Source organism: Streptomyces sp. 150FB (assembly GCF_000818195.1).
Taxonomy (GTDB): Bacteria; Actinomycetota; Actinomycetes; order Streptomycetales; family Streptomycetaceae; genus Streptomyces.
Genome location: NZ_JTHL01000001.1, coordinates 3,343,534 through 3,360,509 on the forward strand (window position 1 = coordinate 3,343,534; position 16,976 = coordinate 3,360,509).

Annotated in this window: 16 protein-coding genes, 1 tRNA gene and 1 pseudogene; 13 read left to right on the forward strand and 5 right to left on the reverse strand. The window is 68.8% G+C overall.

All coding sequences use genetic code 11. The features are described from left to right. Both QR77_RS46640 and QR77_RS14145 read right to left on the reverse strand, forming a co-directional pair. Positions 1–367 (reverse strand): annotated as a pseudogene (locus tag QR77_RS46640) (hypothetical protein); the annotation flags it as partial. A gap of 5 nt (positions 368–372) precedes the next feature. After that, positions 373–1,350, reverse strand: a complete 978-nt coding sequence (locus tag QR77_RS14145; protein ID WP_078876664.1) for an SMI1/KNR4 family protein — start codon at positions 1,348–1,350, stop codon at positions 373–375. A gap of 254 nt (positions 1,351–1,604) precedes the next feature. Here QR77_RS14145 and QR77_RS14150 point away from each other — a divergent pair, with 254 nt between their 5' ends. Both QR77_RS14150 and QR77_RS14155 read left to right on the forward strand, forming a co-directional pair. Next, positions 1,605–2,105, forward strand: coding sequence for a YwqJ-related putative deaminase (locus QR77_RS14150; protein WP_040022090.1), 501 nt, complete (start codon positions 1,605–1,607; stop codon positions 2,103–2,105). A 10-nt stretch (positions 2,106–2,115) separates the two neighbouring features. Next, the gene (locus tag QR77_RS14155) at positions 2,116–2,604 is read left to right on the forward strand and encodes an SUKH-3 domain-containing protein (RefSeq protein WP_040022092.1); all 489 of its coding nucleotides are present in this window, start codon (positions 2,116–2,118) and stop codon (positions 2,602–2,604) included. Between the two features lie 60 nt (positions 2,605–2,664). On the opposite strand, the gene QR77_RS14160 is transcribed toward QR77_RS14155, so the two are convergent. Beyond that, complete coding sequence (locus QR77_RS14160) at positions 2,665–3,999, reverse strand: histidine kinase (RefSeq protein WP_040022094.1); 1,335 nt, start codon at positions 3,997–3,999, stop codon at positions 2,665–2,667. Between the two features lie 156 nt (positions 4,000–4,155). On the opposite strand from QR77_RS14160, the gene QR77_RS14165 reads away from it, so the two are divergent. The 7 genes from QR77_RS14165 to QR77_RS14195 all read left to right on the forward strand — a co-directional run bounded on the left by QR77_RS14165 (position 4,156) and on the right by QR77_RS14195 (position 9,791). After that, complete coding sequence (locus QR77_RS14165; protein ID WP_040027905.1) at positions 4,156–5,010, forward strand: hypothetical protein; 855 nt, start codon at positions 4,156–4,158, stop codon at positions 5,008–5,010. Between the two features lie 27 nt (positions 5,011–5,037). Beyond that, positions 5,038–5,109, forward strand: a tRNA-Gln gene (locus QR77_RS14170). Positions 5,110–5,218: 109 nt separating this feature from the next. Then, positions 5,219–6,667, forward strand: a complete 1,449-nt coding sequence (gene glmU / locus QR77_RS14175) for a bifunctional UDP-N-acetylglucosamine diphosphorylase/glucosamine-1-phosphate N-acetyltransferase GlmU (RefSeq protein WP_040027910.1) — start codon at positions 5,219–5,221, stop codon at positions 6,665–6,667. Positions 6,668–6,775: 108 nt separating this feature from the next. Continuing rightward, complete coding sequence (locus tag QR77_RS14180; RefSeq protein ID WP_040022096.1) at positions 6,776–7,753, forward strand: ribose-phosphate diphosphokinase; 978 nt, start codon at positions 6,776–6,778, stop codon at positions 7,751–7,753. Positions 7,754–7,951: 198 nt separating this feature from the next. Beyond that, positions 7,952–8,548: a 50S ribosomal protein L25/general stress protein Ctc gene (locus tag QR77_RS14185; protein ID WP_040022097.1), complete on the forward strand. Its 597-nt coding sequence runs from the start codon at positions 7,952–7,954 to the stop codon at positions 8,546–8,548. Positions 8,549–8,652: 104 nt separating this feature from the next. Beyond that, positions 8,653–9,249, forward strand: a complete 597-nt coding sequence (pth, locus tag QR77_RS14190) for an aminoacyl-tRNA hydrolase (RefSeq protein ID WP_040022098.1) — start codon at positions 8,653–8,655, stop codon at positions 9,247–9,249. A 74-nt stretch (positions 9,250–9,323) separates the two neighbouring features. Next, complete coding sequence (locus QR77_RS14195; protein ID WP_040022100.1) at positions 9,324–9,791, forward strand: hypothetical protein; 468 nt, start codon at positions 9,324–9,326, stop codon at positions 9,789–9,791. Positions 9,792–9,853: 62 nt separating this feature from the next. On the opposite strand, the gene ppc is transcribed toward QR77_RS14195, so the two are convergent. Further along, complete coding sequence (gene ppc, locus QR77_RS14200; RefSeq protein WP_052489604.1) at positions 9,854–12,544, reverse strand: phosphoenolpyruvate carboxylase; 2,691 nt, start codon at positions 12,542–12,544, stop codon at positions 9,854–9,856. A gap of 336 nt (positions 12,545–12,880) precedes the next feature. On the opposite strand from ppc, the gene QR77_RS14205 reads away from it, so the two are divergent. From QR77_RS14205 to QR77_RS14215, 3 genes are all read left to right on the forward strand, one after another. Further along, on the forward strand, positions 12,881–13,915 hold the full coding sequence (locus QR77_RS14205; RefSeq protein ID WP_040022104.1) for a fatty acid desaturase: 1,035 nt from the start codon (positions 12,881–12,883) through the stop codon (positions 13,913–13,915). A gap of 35 nt (positions 13,916–13,950) precedes the next feature. After that, positions 13,951–14,619, forward strand: coding sequence for a TetR/AcrR family transcriptional regulator (locus QR77_RS14210; protein ID WP_040027912.1), 669 nt, complete (start codon positions 13,951–13,953; stop codon positions 14,617–14,619). 117 nt (positions 14,620–14,736) lie between these two features. Next, on the forward strand, positions 14,737–15,339 hold the full coding sequence (locus QR77_RS14215) for a Uma2 family endonuclease (protein WP_040022106.1): 603 nt from the start codon (positions 14,737–14,739) through the stop codon (positions 15,337–15,339). A 30-nt stretch (positions 15,340–15,369) separates the two neighbouring features. Here QR77_RS14215 and QR77_RS14220 read toward each other — a convergent pair whose 3' ends face one another. Continuing rightward, the gene (locus tag QR77_RS14220; RefSeq protein ID WP_040022108.1) at positions 15,370–15,660 is read right to left on the reverse strand and encodes an antibiotic biosynthesis monooxygenase family protein; all 291 of its coding nucleotides are present in this window, start codon (positions 15,658–15,660) and stop codon (positions 15,370–15,372) included. A gap of 323 nt (positions 15,661–15,983) precedes the next feature. Here QR77_RS14220 and QR77_RS14225 point away from each other — a divergent pair, with 323 nt between their 5' ends. Next, positions 15,984–16,934 carry an SGNH/GDSL hydrolase family protein gene (locus QR77_RS14225; protein WP_078876665.1) on the forward strand — a complete coding sequence of 317 codons (951 nt, stop codon included), beginning with the start codon at positions 15,984–15,986 and terminating at the stop codon, positions 16,932–16,934. Positions 16,935–16,976: the final 42 nt, after the last annotated feature.

Below are 16,976 nucleotides of genomic sequence, written 5' to 3' on the forward strand. Positions count from 1 at the left end.
CCAACTTGTCAGCGGCGTCCTGCAACCACTCCGGCGGAGTCAGCAGGAACGACGTCTGATTCAGATCGATCCGCTGCGGCGCCGCAGGAGCGGCCGCGTCCGCCTCGCGAACGCCGTACTCCTCCTCGTACCGCCGGATCACCTCACCCACCGGCAGCCCCGGCCACAGCGTCGACTCGCCGCTGTCCCTGGCGATCACCAGGCGCTGCTCGCCGCCGTCGGACACCGGACCGTTCTCCCGGTCCTCCGCCCACACGACGAACCCCAGCTCGAACTCCCGTACCCGCACCTCACGTTGCTGGTAGGCGGGCACGTCCCTGTTGGCCCACTCTTCCGCCCGCTCCTGCGCCTGCGCGAAGGTCACCATCGCGCTCATCCCTCCACCGGGACGACGCGAGCGAAGCCGCCGTCCACCATCAGATTCGCCACAGTCTCCAGCTCCGGCGGATTGCCGGCGAGACGCCGCAGGAAGTCGTCGAAGTCGTCACCGCACGGCAGCAGCAAGCGATCCACCCTCTCCTGCACGCCCAGACCGTCGTGGTCACGGGCGTCGTCGTACGGGCAGAACCAGACGGTGCCGATCCGCTCGCCCCGGACCTTGACCGCGAGGATGCCGCCCTGGACGAAGCCGACACCCAGGTAGTCCTTGGTCATATGGTCGCGCAGACACTTGTTGACGTACAACAGGTCGTTGACCGCCGCCTGATCACGGACCGTGAAGAACGGCTGGTCCACCAGCAGCCCCAACTCCGCGTCCAGCGCGGCGCCCACCGGCGCGCAGCCGCCCGCAGCCTTCAGGAACGAACGGTAGGCGCCGGGCAGCCGGTAGCCGAGGTCCTCCTCGACGCCCAGCACCTGCTGCTCGGTGACCGTCAAGGACCCCTTCGGCAGCCCGAAGTGCGAGGGCCGGGTCTCCTGGAGCGGGCGCGTGCCCCGCTTGGCATGGTCCACCGGCGCCGTCGCCAGACCGCCGTGGTGGCGCAGCAGCGCCTTCACCTCGACCGGTACCAGCACCATCCGGCGCGAGGCCGGCTCGTGGTGCCAGGTCCAGCCGTGCGGCGTCGCGACCGCCGGGATCGTGTTCCACAGTTCGTGCCCCGAGGCGGCCAGGGCGGCGTTCGCCGATACGTAGTCCGTAAGCCGCAACTCGTCAACACCGAACCCCTCAGGGGGCTCGGCGATTTCGGCGGCCGCACGGGCGTACGGTGCGAAAACCGGATAGCCGTCGTCGTCCACGCGCACACCCCTGGGGTGGCGAGAGGCCCGGACAGGGTCCGGGAAGTTCACGACCTGCCCGGCATAGGCCGCATTCGGTGGCGCGGCTTGCTGCCCGAGCCGACCTGTCGTCATGGCGGTTGCCCCTTGCTGCTGCACTGCTGGACGGTTCCGCACAGCCTATGCGGTGAAGCAATACGGAGTTTCGATGCTCCTTTCCCGACCAATTCCGGTGACAAACGGTCACACCCGGGTGACCCAGCGCCGACGCCACGCCAGGATTCACGCCCCAGCTACCGGATCACCCCGCGCATTTGGCAGGCTGTCATCACAACCAGGGGGCGTGAGACCAGCGGCGACCGTCGCGGACACGGGGAGGGAACAGCACTTTGCACACCGCACCAGCCGACGCACAAGGCGACCCACGCCTCAGTTGGAGCAGCGTAGAACCCCACGGCGCACCCGAGCTGCGGCAGCGCAGGGACGGCATCCTGCCCGCCGTCGCCGCCGCGCTCTCCGTCCGCGGCGAGACCCTCACCTGCACCGCGGGCAAGGGCGACCAACCACCCGCCCTGCACCCCCTCGTACAGGATTTCCTCGACACCCTCACAAGCGGCCAGCGCGAACGTTTCACCGGCCGCTGCCCCGAGGCGATCCTGCTCTCGCGCCACCTCGCCGCGACCGACGAGGCCCGCTCCAAACGCGCGAGACGCAAACCCCTCACGCACGGCGAGGCCCGCCGCGCCTTCAAGCACGCCAAGCTGACCGCCCGCCGGATCCGCGAGGACGGCGACCCGCTCCACGGCAGCTACGCGCCGCCCTGCCTGTCCTGTACACCGATGCTCGCCCAGTTCGGCGTACGGCCCGTCGACCCCACCGAGAACGGCTGAGCACGGAACCATGCCCGACCTCAACACCACCCGATTCCCCGTCCCCGTCGACGCGGCGCTGCGCGACGCGGGCTGGCAGCCGGGACGCTGGGACATAGTGCGTGCGGAGGAATGGGCCGACGCGCTGCGCGCCCACATCACCCCGGCCGGCCACCTGCACACGGTCTTCCCCGCCGCCGTCGAGGCCTGGGCCGAATTCGGCGGGCTGCGCATCACCGGCCAGGGACCGGGCCGCCAGATCGCTCCCGCGACCGTACGGATCGACCCGCTCGCCGGGATCCACCTCGCGCGTACGCTCTCGGACCTCGGACGGTCGCTGGACACCGAGATCAGCCCGCTCGGCGAGGAGGGCGAAGGGCAGGCCGTGCTCGCCATCGACACGGCGGGGCGCGTCTACAGCATCGACCACACCGGCGACTGGTATCTGGGGCCGACCATCGACAGGGCGCTCGGCTCGCTGGTCACGGGCATGACGCCGACGCGGCTCACGTCGGTCTGAAGTCCGAGCGGCTCGCTTCGGTCTGAGCGGCTCCGAGCAGCTCCGACAGACCGAACGTCCCTACGCCGCGCCCCGGTCCGGCAGCACCGCCGACACCCGGAAACCCCCCGTGTCCGTCTCCCCCGACACGAACACCCCGCCCAGCGCCGTGACCCGCTCCCGCATCCCCAGCAGACCGTTCCCGCCGCTCGGCAGATGCGCGTCCTCGGCGCCACCGTCCGAAGGCCCGTTCTCCACCTGCATCGCCACCTCGGCGGACCGGTGCGCGAGCCGCACCATGACCTTCGACCCGGCGGCGTGCTTGTGGACGTTCGTCAGCGCCTCCTGCACCACGCGGTACGCCGTCTGCTCCACCGCCGGCGGGTACGCCCGTACGGGACCGTGCACCGCCAGCTCCACCACCATCCCGGCCTCCCGGGACTCCCCCACCAGCGTCTCTATGTCCTCCATACCCGGACCGTCCTCGGCCGCCGCCGCTGCCGCCGCGGCAGCCGCCACACCCACCGCGGCGAGCGGCGCCCGCACCGGTATGAGAGCCCGGTCGGCGGCCTTGAGAGCCGCGACCTGCTCCCCCGTACGCAGCACCCCGAGCATCTCCCGCAGCTCGGTCAGCGCCTGCCGGCCCAGGTCCCCGACCAGCGCCGCGTTCTTCACCGCCTTGGGCGGATCCTTCAGCGCCACCGCCTGCAAAGCGGCCGCGTGCACCACCATCAGGCTCACCCGGTGCGCCACCACGTCGTGCATCTCGCGGGCGATCCGGGTGCGTTCCTCCGTACGCGCCCACTCGGCGCGCTGCTCCGCGCGGTCGGCGAGCAGCGACAGCTCCTGCTCCAGGCTGTCGGCTCGCTCCCGCAGGCTCTCCATCAGCCGGCGCCGCGCCCCGACGTAGAGCCCGAAGAGCACGGGCGGCGCGGTGAGTCCGAGGGACATCAGGACCGCGATGAGCGGGACGTACCAGCCGTACGAGCCGAGCTGCTCGTACGAGACGTTCTGCCGCGTCCGTACGAACGTCACGATCAGCGTCGCCGCCAGCGACATCCCGGCCAGCGCCCCGATGATCCGGCGCGGCGCCTCGGAGGCGGCGAGGGTGTAGAGCCCGACGATCCCCATCAGGAAGCCCAACTCGGCGGGCGTGACGGCGATCGAGACGAGCACGACGGCGAACGGCCAGCGGCGCCGCAGCACCAGGACGGCCCCCGCCAGTACGCCGAAGACGGCCCCCATCGCCGACGGCAGCGCGGCCGTGCCGGCGAACCGGACGCCCTCCACCCCGCACTCCAGGGCCGACACGGCGGCCAGCCCCACATCGAGCACGACACTCCGCCGACGCACCCACCACCAGTAACGGCGGGCGGTCCTGCCCGCACCGTCCCGGTGTGCCCCCGTTGTGGTCATGTCTTCCAGACTAAGGGCGGGCGCGACGCATTTTAAGGCGGCCACGCCAGCCCAAAACGGGCACGTGTTCGATCAGAACACGCATCAATCACTCGAACTGGCGAATCGCCCGTGCATTCGAGCCGGAGGCGCGCATTCCGGGTGACGATCACCCGTATGACGCAGATCACCGGCAAATATGCCGACTTCGAGGGACTCCGCGCCCGGGCGATCGCCCTGCGCGGCGAGGGCCTGAGCCGCCGCCAGATCAGGGACCGCCTGTTCGTCGACAACAACGACCTCCTCAACCGCCTCCTGGAGGGCGAGCCGCCACCGGAATGGACCAGGCGCCCGAACGCGAAGGACGACTTACGGGAGGAGGCCCGCGCCCTGCGCCTGCGCGGCCTCACGTACGACCAGATCCAGGTGGAGCTGGGCTGCTCGAAGAGTTCGATCTCGCTCTGGGTGCGCGACCTGCCGAAACCGCCGAAGCGCACCCCGGAGGAGGCGTCGGCGATCGCGCGCCGCGGCTGGGAGGCGACGCTCCAGCGGCGGGAGGTGGAGCGCGGGGAGACCAAGCGCAGGGCGGCGGAGGAGATCGGGAAGCTGACGGACCGCGAGCTGTTCCTGGTCGGGGTGGGGCTGTACTGGGCGGAGGGCGCCAAGGACAAGCCGTACAAGCGCCGCGAGAGCCTGCTCTTCATCAACAGCGATCCCGACGTCATCCGGCTCTATCTGCGCTGGCTCGAACTCCTCGGGGTCGGACCCGAGCGGCTGCGCTTCCGGCTCAGCATCCACGAGTCGGCGGACGTGGCGGGAGCCGAGAGGTACTGGGCCGACCTGGTGGGCGCCGACTCCTCGTCGTTCCACCGGACGACGCTCAAGAAGCACAACCCGAAGACCGTCAGGAAGAACACCGCCGACGCGTACAAGGGCTGCCTGATCGTCTATGTCACCAAGAGCGCCGACCTCTACCGTCGCATGGAGGGGGCTTGGTACGGCATAGTGTTGGGTGCCGATCCGGCAGCCTGACGCAATGTCCGGCTCGACCGACAATATTCCCCCGTGGTGTAATTGGCAGCACTGTGGCTTTTGGTGCCATCTGTCCAGGTTCGAGTCCTGGCGGGGGAGCTTCACAATGCGGGTCCTGACCTTCACGGTCAGGACCCGCACTCGTTTCCCGCCCGAAACCCCCCGGTATCCTGCGGATGTCCATCACCCGAAGCCGAAGGGCATTCCCGTGAGCGCCAACCGCCCGGCAGCCGTCGTCGTCCTCGCAGCGGGTGAAGGCACCCGTATGAAGTCGAGGACCCCCAAGGTCCTGCATGAGATCTGCGGGCGCTCGCTCGTCGGACATGTCGTGTCCGCCGCCCAGGATCTGACCCCCGAACAACTCATCGTGGTCGTGGGCCACGCCCGTGACCTCGTCGAGGGCCACCTCTCCACCGCGTACGAGGGCGTGCGCACCGCCTTCCAGGCCGAGCAGAACGGCACCGGCCACGCCGTCAGGACCGCCCTCCAGGAGCTGGGGAGTACGCCGGACGGGACCGTGGTCGTCGTCTGCGGCGACACGCCCCTGCTCTCCGTCGACACGCTGCGGGCCCTCACCGAGACGCACCGCACCGGCGGCAACGCCGTCACCGTGCTGACCGCCGAGGTGCCGGACGCGAGCGGGTACGGGCGGATCGTCCGGGACGGGGACAGCGGCGCCGTGACGGCCATCGTGGAGCACAAGGACGCCACCGCCGCCGAGCGGGCGATCCGGGAGATCAACTCCGGGGTGTTCGCGTTCGACGGCCAGCTCCTCGCCGACGCGCTCGGCAAGGTGCGCAGCGACAACAGCCAGGGCGAGGAGTACCTCACCGACGTGCTCGGCATCCTGCGGGAGTCCGGCCACCGCGTCGGGGCCTCCGTCGCCGCCGACCACCGGGAGATCCTGGGCATCAACAACCGCGTCCAGCTCGCCGAGGCGCGCCGTCTGCTGAACGAACGGCTGCTGGAGCGCGCGATGCTGGCCGGTGTGACCGTGGTCGACCCGGCGTCGGTGCAGATCGATGTGACGGTGACGTTCGAGGAGGACGCGGTCGTCCACCCGGCCACCCAGCTCCTCGGCAGCACGCATCTCGGCGAGGGCAGCGAGGTCGGGCCCAACTCGCGGCTGAAGGACACGAAGGTCGGTGCCGGCGCGCGGCTGGACAACACCGTGGCGGACAGCGCCGAGGTCGGCACGGGCGCTTCGGTCGGCCCGTACGCGTATCTGCGGCCGGGGACGCGCCTCGGTACGAAGGCCAAGGCCGGCACGTACGTGGAGATGAAGAACGCGACGATCGGCGAGGGCACGAAGGTGCCGCACCTCTCCTACGTCGGGGACGCGACGATCGGCGACTTCACCAACATCGGCGCGGCGAGCGTCTTTGTGAACTACGACGGCGTGAACAAGCACCACACGACGATCGGGTCCCACTGCCGGACAGGCTCGGACAACATGTTTGTGGCACCGGTCACGCTCGAGGACGGTGTCTACACCGCGGCCGGGTCCGTGATCACGAAGAACGTGCCGGCCGGCGCACTGGCCGTCGCGCGGGGCCAGCAAAGGAATATCGAAGGGTGGGTGGAGCGGAAACGTCCGGGAAGCGCCGCGGCGCAGGCCGCCGAGTCGGCGTCCCGGAAGGTGGCGGATGAAAACTGACCGGAAACCGATGCGTCGATCTCGGCGTACCGTGATATTCGCAACGCCTCGCCGGCTCGCAGGTACACGCGGGTGCGCGGCAGTCGACACGTCTGAGGAGACAGTGCTGTGACCGGGATCAAGACGACCGGCGAGAAGAAGCTGATGCTCTTCTCCGGCCGCGCCCACCCCGAGCTGGCGGAGGAGGTCGCCACCCAGTTGGGGGTCGGGATCGTGCCGACGAAGGCATTCGATTTCGCCAACGGTGAGATCTACGTCCGCTACCAGGAGTCGGCTCGCGGCGCTGACTGCTTCCTGATACAGAGCCACACTGCTCCGATCAATAAGTGGATCATGGAGCAGTTGATCATGATTGATGCTCTGAAGCGGGCTTCGGCCAGGAGCATCACCGTGATCGTGCCGTTCTACGGCTATGCCAGGCAGGACAAGAAGCACCGCGGGCGTGAGCCGATCTCGGCGCGGCTGGTGGCCGACCTGATGAAGACGGCGGGCGCCGACCGGATCCTGACGGTGGACCTGCACACGGACCAGATCCAGGGCTTCTTCGACGGCCCTGTCGATCACCTCTTCGCACTGCCGGTCCTCGCGGACTACGTGGCGAGCAAGGTCGACCGCGACAAGCTGACCGTGGTGTCGCCGGACGCCGGGCGGGTACGGGTCGCCGACCGCTGGTGCGACCGTCTCGGGGCGCCGCTGGCCATCGTCCACAAGCGCCGCGACAAGGATGTCGCCAATCAGGTCACGGTCCACGAGGTCGTGGGCAATGTGGCGGGCCGGGTCTGTGTGCTGGTCGACGACATGATCGACACCGGCGGCACGATCTGCGCCGCTGCGGACGCGCTGTTCGCGCACGGCGCCGAGGACGTCATCGTGACGGCGACCCACGGGGTGCTTTCGGGTCCCGCCGCCGATCGTCTGAAGAATTCGAAGGTCAGCGAGTTCGTCTTCACGAACACTCTGCCCGATCCCGGTGATCTCGAGGTCGACAAGATCACGGTGCTGTCGATCGCGCCGACGCTCGCGCGTGCCGTACGTGAGGTCTTCGAGGACGGCTCGGTCACGAGCCTCTTCGAGGAGCAGGCGTAACCCCGCGACAAGATCGATTTAGAGGGCGGCCTCCCCGCCGGGTAGACTCAGTGAGTTGCTCGGCGAGGGAGGCCGCACCTGTGTGCGGCTGTCCGTTATCGACGCGCTCTTCGTAGCAGGCCTGTCGTGGCCGGGTGACCACCTTTTTTGTCATCCGGAACACCCAGTACATCAAGTACCACTACGAGGAGTGCACTCATGGCCGAGCTGAAGCTCACCGCCGAGATCCGCAGCGAGTTCGGCAAGGGTGCCGCCCGGCGTACCCGCCGTGCCAACAAGGTCCCCGCGGTCATTTACGGCCACGGCGCCGACACCGTCCACGTGACCCTGCCGGGTCACGACCTGATGATGGCGCTCAAGACCGCGAACGTGCTGATCGACCTGGACGTCGAGGGCCGCAGCGAGCTGGTCATCCCGAAGGCTGTCGTCCGTAACCCGATCCGGGGTCACATCGAGCACGTCGACCTGCTCGCTGTGAAGCGCGGCGAGAAGGTCACCGTCGAGGTCGCCGTGCACACCGACGGCGAGCTGGCGCCGGGTGCCAACCTGCTGGAGAACGTCCTCAACACCCTCACCGTCGAGGCCGAGGCCACCAACATCCCGACCTCGGTGACGGTCTCCATCGAGGGCCTGTCCGCCGGTGCGGCGATCCACGCCAAGGATGTCCCGCTGCCGGCCGGCACCGCGCTGGTCACCGACGAGGACGCCGTTGTCATCCAGGTCCTGGCCGCCCAGGCCGAGGAGCCGACGGCCGCCGAGGTCAGCGACGCCGCCGCCGAGAGCAGCGAGGCCTGATCTTCCGGGTTCGCCGGACGCGCCTCCTGGGGTGGCGGGCTTCACGGCCCGCCACCCCATCTCTCTGTTCTGCCTTACCCGTACGCGAGGAGATCTGAGTTCGGATGACGACGGATGCCGCCGCCCCCTGGCTGATCGTCGGCCTGGGCAATCCAGGACCCGAGTACGCCGCCAACCGCCACAACGTCGGGTTCATGGTCGCCGACCTCCTCGCCGAGCGGATCGGCGGCTCGTTCAAGCGGGCGCAGAAGGCGGGGGCGCAGGTGATCGAGGGGCGGATGGGCGCGCCGGGTCCGGCGAGCCGCCGGGTGGTGCTGGCCAAGCCCGCTTCGTACATGAATCTCTCCGGCGGTCCGGTCGCCGGGCTGCGGGACTTCTACAAGGTGGAGACGGCGAACATCGTGGCCGTCCATGACGAGCTGGACATCGATTACGGCGCGCTGCGGGTGAAGCTGGGCGGCGGCGACAACGGCCACAACGGTCTGAAGTCGATGACGAAGGCGATGGGGCCCGAGTACCACCGGGTGAGGTTCGGGATCGGCAGGCCGCCGGGCCGGATGCAGGTGGCGGACTTCGTCCTGAAGGACTTCTCGTCGGCGGAGCGCAAGGAGTTGGCGTACTTCGTGGACCGCGCGGCGGACGCTGTCGAGGCATTGATCACCGAGGGTCTGGAGCGCGCGCAGACCGCGTACAACTCCTGACATTTGCTTGCATCTCATGGTCGTTGTCGGGCTCGAAGTTGACCGAGTACGTCCGCATGGCCAAGGATCGCGCCATGCCGAGCCCGTCCCACCCCGCCCTGTCGTTCGGCCGTACGGCCGCGACGGCCGTTGTCGCTCTCCTGCTGCTGATCGGCGGGATCTGGGCCTCCTGGGACACCGCGCAGCACGTGATGCTCGCCAAGGGCCGTGAGCACGGCACTCTTACGGTGGTGAGCTGCGCCGACAAGGTCTGCACGGGTCCTTACGACCCTGATGGCGCGGCGGGTCCGCGTGGCGGTATGACGATCGAGGAGTCGGTCGCCGTCAAGAAGGGCGAGCACTTTCCCGTCGTGGTGAAGCCCGACAGTCACGAGATGGTGCGTACGGGCCTGGCCGGTCTGCTGCACGCGTGGGTGCCGCTCGGCGGCGCGCTGCTGCTGGCGTCGCTGGTGATCGGCGGCGGTATGCGGCTGACGCGTATGGCCTGGGGTACGGCGGTGGCGGGCGCGGTCCTGCTGTTCGCCTCGTTCCTGGCCCTCTGAGCCGGAACGCACGTACGGCGGCTGCCGGAGCAGCCGCCGTACGTATGGGGTGAGGGGCCGGGTCAGCCGGTGTTGCGCAGTCCGGCGGCGACTCCGTTGACCGTGAGCAGCAGGGCCCGCGCGAGCAGCGGGTCCGGTGCCTCGTCCCGTTCCGCCGCCGCGCGCTGGCGTGCGAGCAGCGAGACCTGGAGGTAGGAGATCGGGTCGAGGTAGGCGTCGCGGATGGCGAAGGTCTGCTGGAGCGCCGGGTTGGAGTCGAGGAGCTTCTCGCCTCCGGTGATCCGCAGTACTTCCCGGACGGTCAGCTCGTGTTCGGCCTCGATGTCGGCGAAGACGTGCTTCAGCTCGTCGGGCACGAGGGTGTCGACGTAGTGCCTGGCGATCCGCAGGTCGGTCTTGGCGAGCGTCATCTCGACGTTCGAGAGGAAGTTCTGGAAGAAGTGCCAGTGCTCGTACATCTCGTCGAGCACGGTGTCGAGTCCGGCTTCGCGCAGCGCCTTGAGGCCGGAGCCGACGCCGTACCAGCCGGGGACGATCTGCCGGGACTGGGTCCAGCCGAAGACCCACGGGATGGCCCGGAGGCCGTCGAGTCCGGCGCCCGAGTCGGGGCGGCGGGAGGGCCGGGAGCCGAGGTGCAGGTCGGCGAGCTGGTCCACGGGTGTGGAGGCGAAGAAGTACGCGGGCAGGTCGGGGTCCTCGACGAGTCCCCGGTATGTCCGGTGCGCGGCGTCCGAGACGGTGTCCATCGCGGCGTCCCAGCGGGCGAGCGCCTCGTCGGACTGGCGGGGCGCGGTGTGCAGGGCCGAGGCCTGGAGGGTGGCAGCGACGGTCAGTTCCAGGTTCTCCCTGGCGAGGGAGGGGATCAGGTACTTGTCGGAGATGACCTCGCCCTGCTCGGTCACCTTGATCTCGCCTTCGAGGGTGCCCCAGGGCTGCGCGAGGATCGCGTCGTGCGAGGGGCCGCCGCCGCGGCCGACCGTACCGCCGCGGCCGTGGAAGAGCCGGAGCCGTACGCCGTGCCGGTGCGCGACGTCGCGCAGTCGGCGCTGGGCGCGGTGGATCTCCCACTGGGAGGTGGTGATCCCGCCGAACTTGGACGAGTCGGAGTAGCCGAGCATCACTTCCTGCACGTCGCCCCTGAGGGAGACGAGCCGGCGGTACGAGGGGTCGGCGAGCATCTCGTTGAGGATGACGTCGGCCGCGCGCAGCTCGTCGGTGGTTTCCAGCAGCGGCACGATGCCGATCTTCGCCCAGCCGCCGTGCAGGTCGAGCAGGCCTGCCTCGCGGGCGAGTACGGCTGCGGCGAAGACGTCGTCGGCGCCCTGGCACATCGAGATGATGTAGGACTCGATGACTTCGGGGCCGAAGCGTTCGAAGGCCTGGCGGACGGTGTGGAAGACGCCGAGGGTCTTCTCGCCGGCCGCGTCGAGGGGTGCGGGGGTGGGGGCCAGCGGGCGGCGGGAGCGCAGCTCCTTGGCGAGCAGCTTCTGCCGGTATTCGCGCGGCATGTCGCTGTAGCGCCAGGATTCCTCGCCGAGCCGGTCGAAGAGCTGGCCGAGGGCGTGGTGGTGGGCGTCGGCGTGTTCCCGTACGTCCATGGTGGCGAGCTGGAGTCCGAAGGCGGCGAGCGTACGGATCGTACGGTCCATGCGGCCGTCGGCGAAGAGGCCGCCCCTGTGCTGGCGCAGCGAGGCCTGGATCAGGGTGAGGTCGGCGAGGAGTTCGGCGGTGCCGAGGTAGTCGCGGCCGTTCTCGTGGGGGGTGTTCCTGGCGAGGCGCTCGCGGGTGTTGACGAGCTTCTGCCGGATGCAGGTCACCTTGAGGCGGTAGGGCTCTTCGGCGTTGAGGCGCTTGTAGCGGGGGCTGATCTCGGGGAGCCGCACCAGGTCGTCCTGGAGCGAGTCGAGCAGCTCGTCGGTGGCACCGGTGTAGCGGATGGAGTTGGAGAGCAGGCCCCGGAGGTAGTCGATTTGTTCGAGGGCGTCCGTGATGCCGTGCTCGTGCTGGAGTATCAGCACTTCGCGGGTGACGTCGGGGGTGACGTTCGGGTTGCCGTCGCGGTCGCCGCCGATCCAGGTGCCGAAGCTGAGCGGACGGGTGCCGGGCGGCAGTTGGACGCCGACGCGCTCCAGTTCGGCGGCGAGGTCTTCGAGCACGTCACCGACGGCGCCGACGTGGAGTTCGTCGAGGTAGTAGATGGCGTTGCGCGCCTCGTCGGCGGGTTCGGGCCGTACGACGCGCAGTTCGTCCGTCTGCCAGATGAGGTCGATGGACTCGGCGAGTCGCAGGTCGTGGCGGCGCCTGTCGGCGGCGATGACCGGGGTTTCGAGGAGTTCGGCGATCCGGCGGAGCTTGTTCAGTACGGAACGGCGGGCCGCTTCGGTGGGGTGCGCGGTGAAGACGGGCCGGACGTTCAGGTTCTTGACGGTCTCGCGCAGGTGTTCGGGGTCTGCGTCCTTGAGCCGGTCGGCGGTACGGGCGAGCAGCCCGCCCTCGGCGGCGCGGCGGTCGCGCATTTCCCGGCCTCGGTGCACCTGTTCGGTGACGTTGGCGAGGTGGAAGTAGGTGGAGAACGCGCGTACCAGCTTGGCCGCCGTCTCCAGGTCGGTGGCGCCGAGCAGTTCGGCGGCGGCTTCGCCGTCCTCGCGGGTGAGCGCGCGGACGCGCTCGACGAGTTCGAGGAGGTCGGGGCCCTCCTGGCGGACGAGGGTCTCGCCCAGCAGGTCACCCAGGCGGCGGATGTCGGAGCGCAGTTCAGCTCCGGAACCCGGGCGGGCGGCGGAGTCCGGGACTGTACCCGGCGCCGTACTGGGAGTGGGCGTGGGAGTCGGGGCCTGGATCGAGGTCGAGGTCGGGGTCTGGTCGGCACTGCTCACAGGTGCGGCTCCTTGCAGTGTTCGAGCACGTCTGGAGTGGATCTGGAGGCTTCGCGGACCGCGCTGTCCGACAACGTCAAGGATAGGTGGCCTTCGCCTGACGTTATCCACAGGCCTCTTGTCGCGCCGTTGGGCGCTGCCATACTTACGATGCCGTAGGTTACGCACCCGTATCCGGGCATCTGCCGTATTCCTCACCTCAGGGGACTCCCCATGACAACAAGCCCCGACCTGATCGAAGATTCGACCCCGTATCCCCCGTCGTCCGGCGATTCACACTCCGACGGCGCGCCGCTCTCCCCCGTACTGCCCTCCGCCACGCTCGGCGGGGACAACAAGCGTTCCATCGAGCAGCTCGCTCTGCTGCTCTTCATCGCGCTGCCCTTCGTCGCCCTGGTCGCCGCCGTGCCGCTGGCGTTCGTGTGGGGCGGTGTGAGCTGGCTCGATCTCGGGCTGATGGTGGCCATGTACTTCGTCGGCTGCCACGGCATCACGATCGGTTTCCACCGCTACTTCACCCATGGCTCCTTCAAGGCGAAACGCCCGCTGCGTATCGCGCTGGCCGTCATGGGCTCGCTCGCCGTCGAGGGGCCGCTGGTCCGCTGGGTGGCGGACCACCGCAAGCACCACAAGTTCTCCGACGCGGACGGCGATCCCCACTCGCCGTGGCGCTTCGGCGAGACGCTGCCCGCGCTGATGAAGGGCCTGTGGTGGGCGCACATCGGCTGGCTCTTCGACGAGGAGCAGACCTCGCAGCAGAAGTACGCACCGGATCTGATCAGCGATCCGGCGATCAGGGCGGTCTCGCGCCAGTTCGCGCTGTGGACGGTCGTCTCGTTGATGCTTCCGCCGGTTGTAGGCGGTCTGGTCACGATGTCGTGGTGGGGAGCCTTCACCGCCTTCTTCTGGGGTTCACTGGTTCGGGTGGCTCTGCTGCACCACGTGACGTGGTCGATCAACTCGATCTGCCATGCGGTCGGCAAGCGTCCTTTCAAGTCCCGCGACCGTTCGGGCAATGTGTGGTGGCTGGCCGTCCTGTCCTGCGGCGAGTCGTGGCACAACCTGCACCACGCGGATCCGACCAGCGCGCGGCACGGCGTGCTGAAGGGGCAGGTCGACTCCAGTGCCAGGCTGATCCGCTGGTTCGAGCAGTTCGGCTGGGCGTCGGACGTGCGCTGGCCCAGCGCCACCCGTATCGAATCCAGGCGTCATAAAAAAACGACAGGCGCACCACTCAACGCGGAATGATAGGCATCGTGGCGATCGACGACCCTACGACCAACATGGCCGGCACGAGCGGCGCCGGAAAGGCCCGCCCCACGGAGGTCCGGCGTGCGCGCCGGGTCCGGATGACCGGGGCGGAGCGCCGCGAGCAACTGCTGGACATCGGTCGTACGGTCTTCGCCGAGAAGGGCTTCGAAGGCACGTCGGTGGAGGAGATCGCGGCGAAGGCCGGGGTCTCCAAGCCGGTGGTCTACGAGCACTTCGGCGGCAAGGAGGGCCTGTACGCGGTGGTCGTGGACCGCGAGATGCGCCAGCTCCTGGACATGGTGACCGGCGCACTGACCGCCGGTCACCCCCGAGAGCTGCTGGAACAGGCCGCGTTCGCGCTGCTGGACTACATCGAGACGTACACGGACGGTTTCCGCATCCTGGTTCGCGACTCACCGGTGGCGCAGTCGACGGGTACGTTCGCGTCCCTGATCAGTGACATAGCGACACAGGTGGAGGACATTCTCGGCCTGGAATTCGAGGCCCGCGGCTTCGACCCGAAGCTGGCCCCGCTGTACGCGCACGCGCTGGTGGGCATGGTGGCGCTGACGGGCCAGTGGTGGGTGGACGCCCGCAGGCCGAAGAAGTCCGAGGTGGCGGCGCATCTGGTGAACCTGGCGTGGCACGGCCTGGGCAATCTGGAGGCGAAGCCGCGGCTGATAGGGCACCGCAGGTTCTGAGGAACGCCCGCTTCTCGTCACTCCCGCCGGGAATGGTCACTCATTGTGATGACATAAGCGGATTATGGACGCTACGGTGATGGTGCAGGGCCCAGAATTCCGTTCATGGGAGGAATCATGACCGCCGAGCCAGTCAAGGCCTCAAGCAAGTGGCCTGTGCCCCCGCAGGACGGCTACACCGTGGACGACCTGTTCACCCTGCCGGATCTCCCGCCTCATACCGAGTTGATCGACGGGAGCCTCGTCTTCGTGAGTCCGCAACGCCGTTTCCACGCCCGCATGATCGATTTGTTGGTCACAGGTCTAGGCCGGATGGCACCCGACGACCTGGAGATCGAGCGCGAGATGACTGTGGTGCTGGACCATCGCAACGGTCCGGAACCCGACGTCTCCGTCGTACGCGCCACCGCGATCACCGGACTCGACCAAACCAGTTTTCCCGTCGCTGATGTCCTGCTGGCCGTGGAGGTGGTATCACCTGATTCGGAAGCGCGCGACAGAAGTAGCAAACCGCAGAAGTACGCGGCAGCCGGTATCCCGAACTTCTGGCTGGTGGAAATGGGCAGGTCCGATGAGACGGCGGTGGTACACGTCTACGAGCTGGACCCGCTGACGAAGGTGTACGCGCTGACAGGCATCCATCGCGACCGCCTGAAGACCAGCGTCCCCTTCACCATCGATCTCGACATCAGCTTGGAGGCAGTGAAACGGCGCCAATGACGCTCGTACCCGCCGGGTAGCTCGCACGGGTTACTCGACGTCGTTGAAGTGCTCCACCACCGGTGGCACCGCCAGGAAAGGGCCCAGCAGACCGCCGTAGCGCGTGTACCTGTCGGTTCCGCGGAAGTTCTCCAGGTGGTGTTGCCGGGACTCCCACTCGACCACGCCGACGAACCGCGTGGGAGTTTCGACGCCCCTGACCATTCTGGCGCTCAGGCAGCCCGGCGTACCGAGCAGGATCTTGCGGGCCTCCCGGTAGGCCTCGGTGAACGCCTGTTCCTTGCCCGACAGCACATCGATCAGAGCGATCTCGGTAACCATGCCCTCAGGTTTCCACCGTTCGGCAGGACCCGCGATTCCTGGCCGCCGGGGTACGGCCAGTCAGGGCCGGGTGATCGACTCGCCGATGAGGAACCCCTTCGCGGGACCGTCCGGGATGATCGCGTCCGTGCCGTAGGAGACACGGTCTGCCACGAATCCAGAGTGTCCCTGTGCCCCGAAAGACACCTTGATCATCAGAAAGAGCGATGAACCGGGCGATCGTCATCGCTATCCACCCACAGGAGTGAACCGATCCGCCGTCACATGCGTTGAGCAGGAGACGCGACCGGGACGGCCGGTCCGCGAATGTGGGAACAGGACTGATGGACAACAACAAAACGAGACGCCCCCTCCTGCGCCGTTCCCTCGCGCTCGGTGCCGCGACCCTCGGAAGCGCGCTGGCGCTCACCGCCGCCGTCGCGGCGCCCGCCTCGGCCGGTACGGCCGGGTCCGCCGGTGTGTCCGGCCGCCATGGCACCGACTATGTCGCCCTGGGCGACTCGCTGGCCTCCGGCCCCGGGATACCGACCCAGGTCGACGCCAACTGCGCGCGCTCCAACAGCAATTACCCCTCGCTCATCGCCGCCGCCAGTGGCGCGCGGCTGACCGACGTGAGCTGCTCCGGCGCCTCCACGGTCAACATGACGGCGCCTCAGGGCACCGCCGCCCCCCAGTTCGACGCTCTCAACCGGGACACCGACCTCGTCACCCTCAGCATCGGCGTCAACAACATAGGCGTGGACGGTGCGGGCTTCACGTCGATCATCACCACCTGCGCCCAGTTGAGCGCGTCCGACCTGGCCGGCGGCCCGTGCCGGGACTTCTTCAACTCGACCGGTTCGGACCTTCTCCGTACGAACATCGCCAACGCGGCGCCGAAGGTCGCGGCGACGCTGGCCGGTATCCACCAACGCGCCCCGCACGCAAGGGTGTTCGTCATCGGATATCCCGACCTGTTCCCCGACGACGGCTCCTCCTGCACCAGCGCCGCCGTCCCGTTCGCGGCAGGCGACTTCGCCTACCTGCGCGACTCGGAGAAGGCCCTCAACTCGATGCTCGTCCGGCAGGCCGCGCTCGGCGGCGCCCGGTATGTGGACACGTACAAGCCCACCGTCGGTCACGACATGTGCGAGCCGGCCGGTGAGCGTTGGATCGAGCCGGTCGTCCCCACCACCGCGGCCGCCCCGGCGCACCCCAACGCCCTGGGACACCAGGCCATGGCGGGGGCGATCGAGCGCAGCATTCGCGGCTGCGCCCCGCGCCGTAACGGCTAGTGACCTGGTTCGGAGATGCGTGAGCAGTAGCGGCAGATCTTG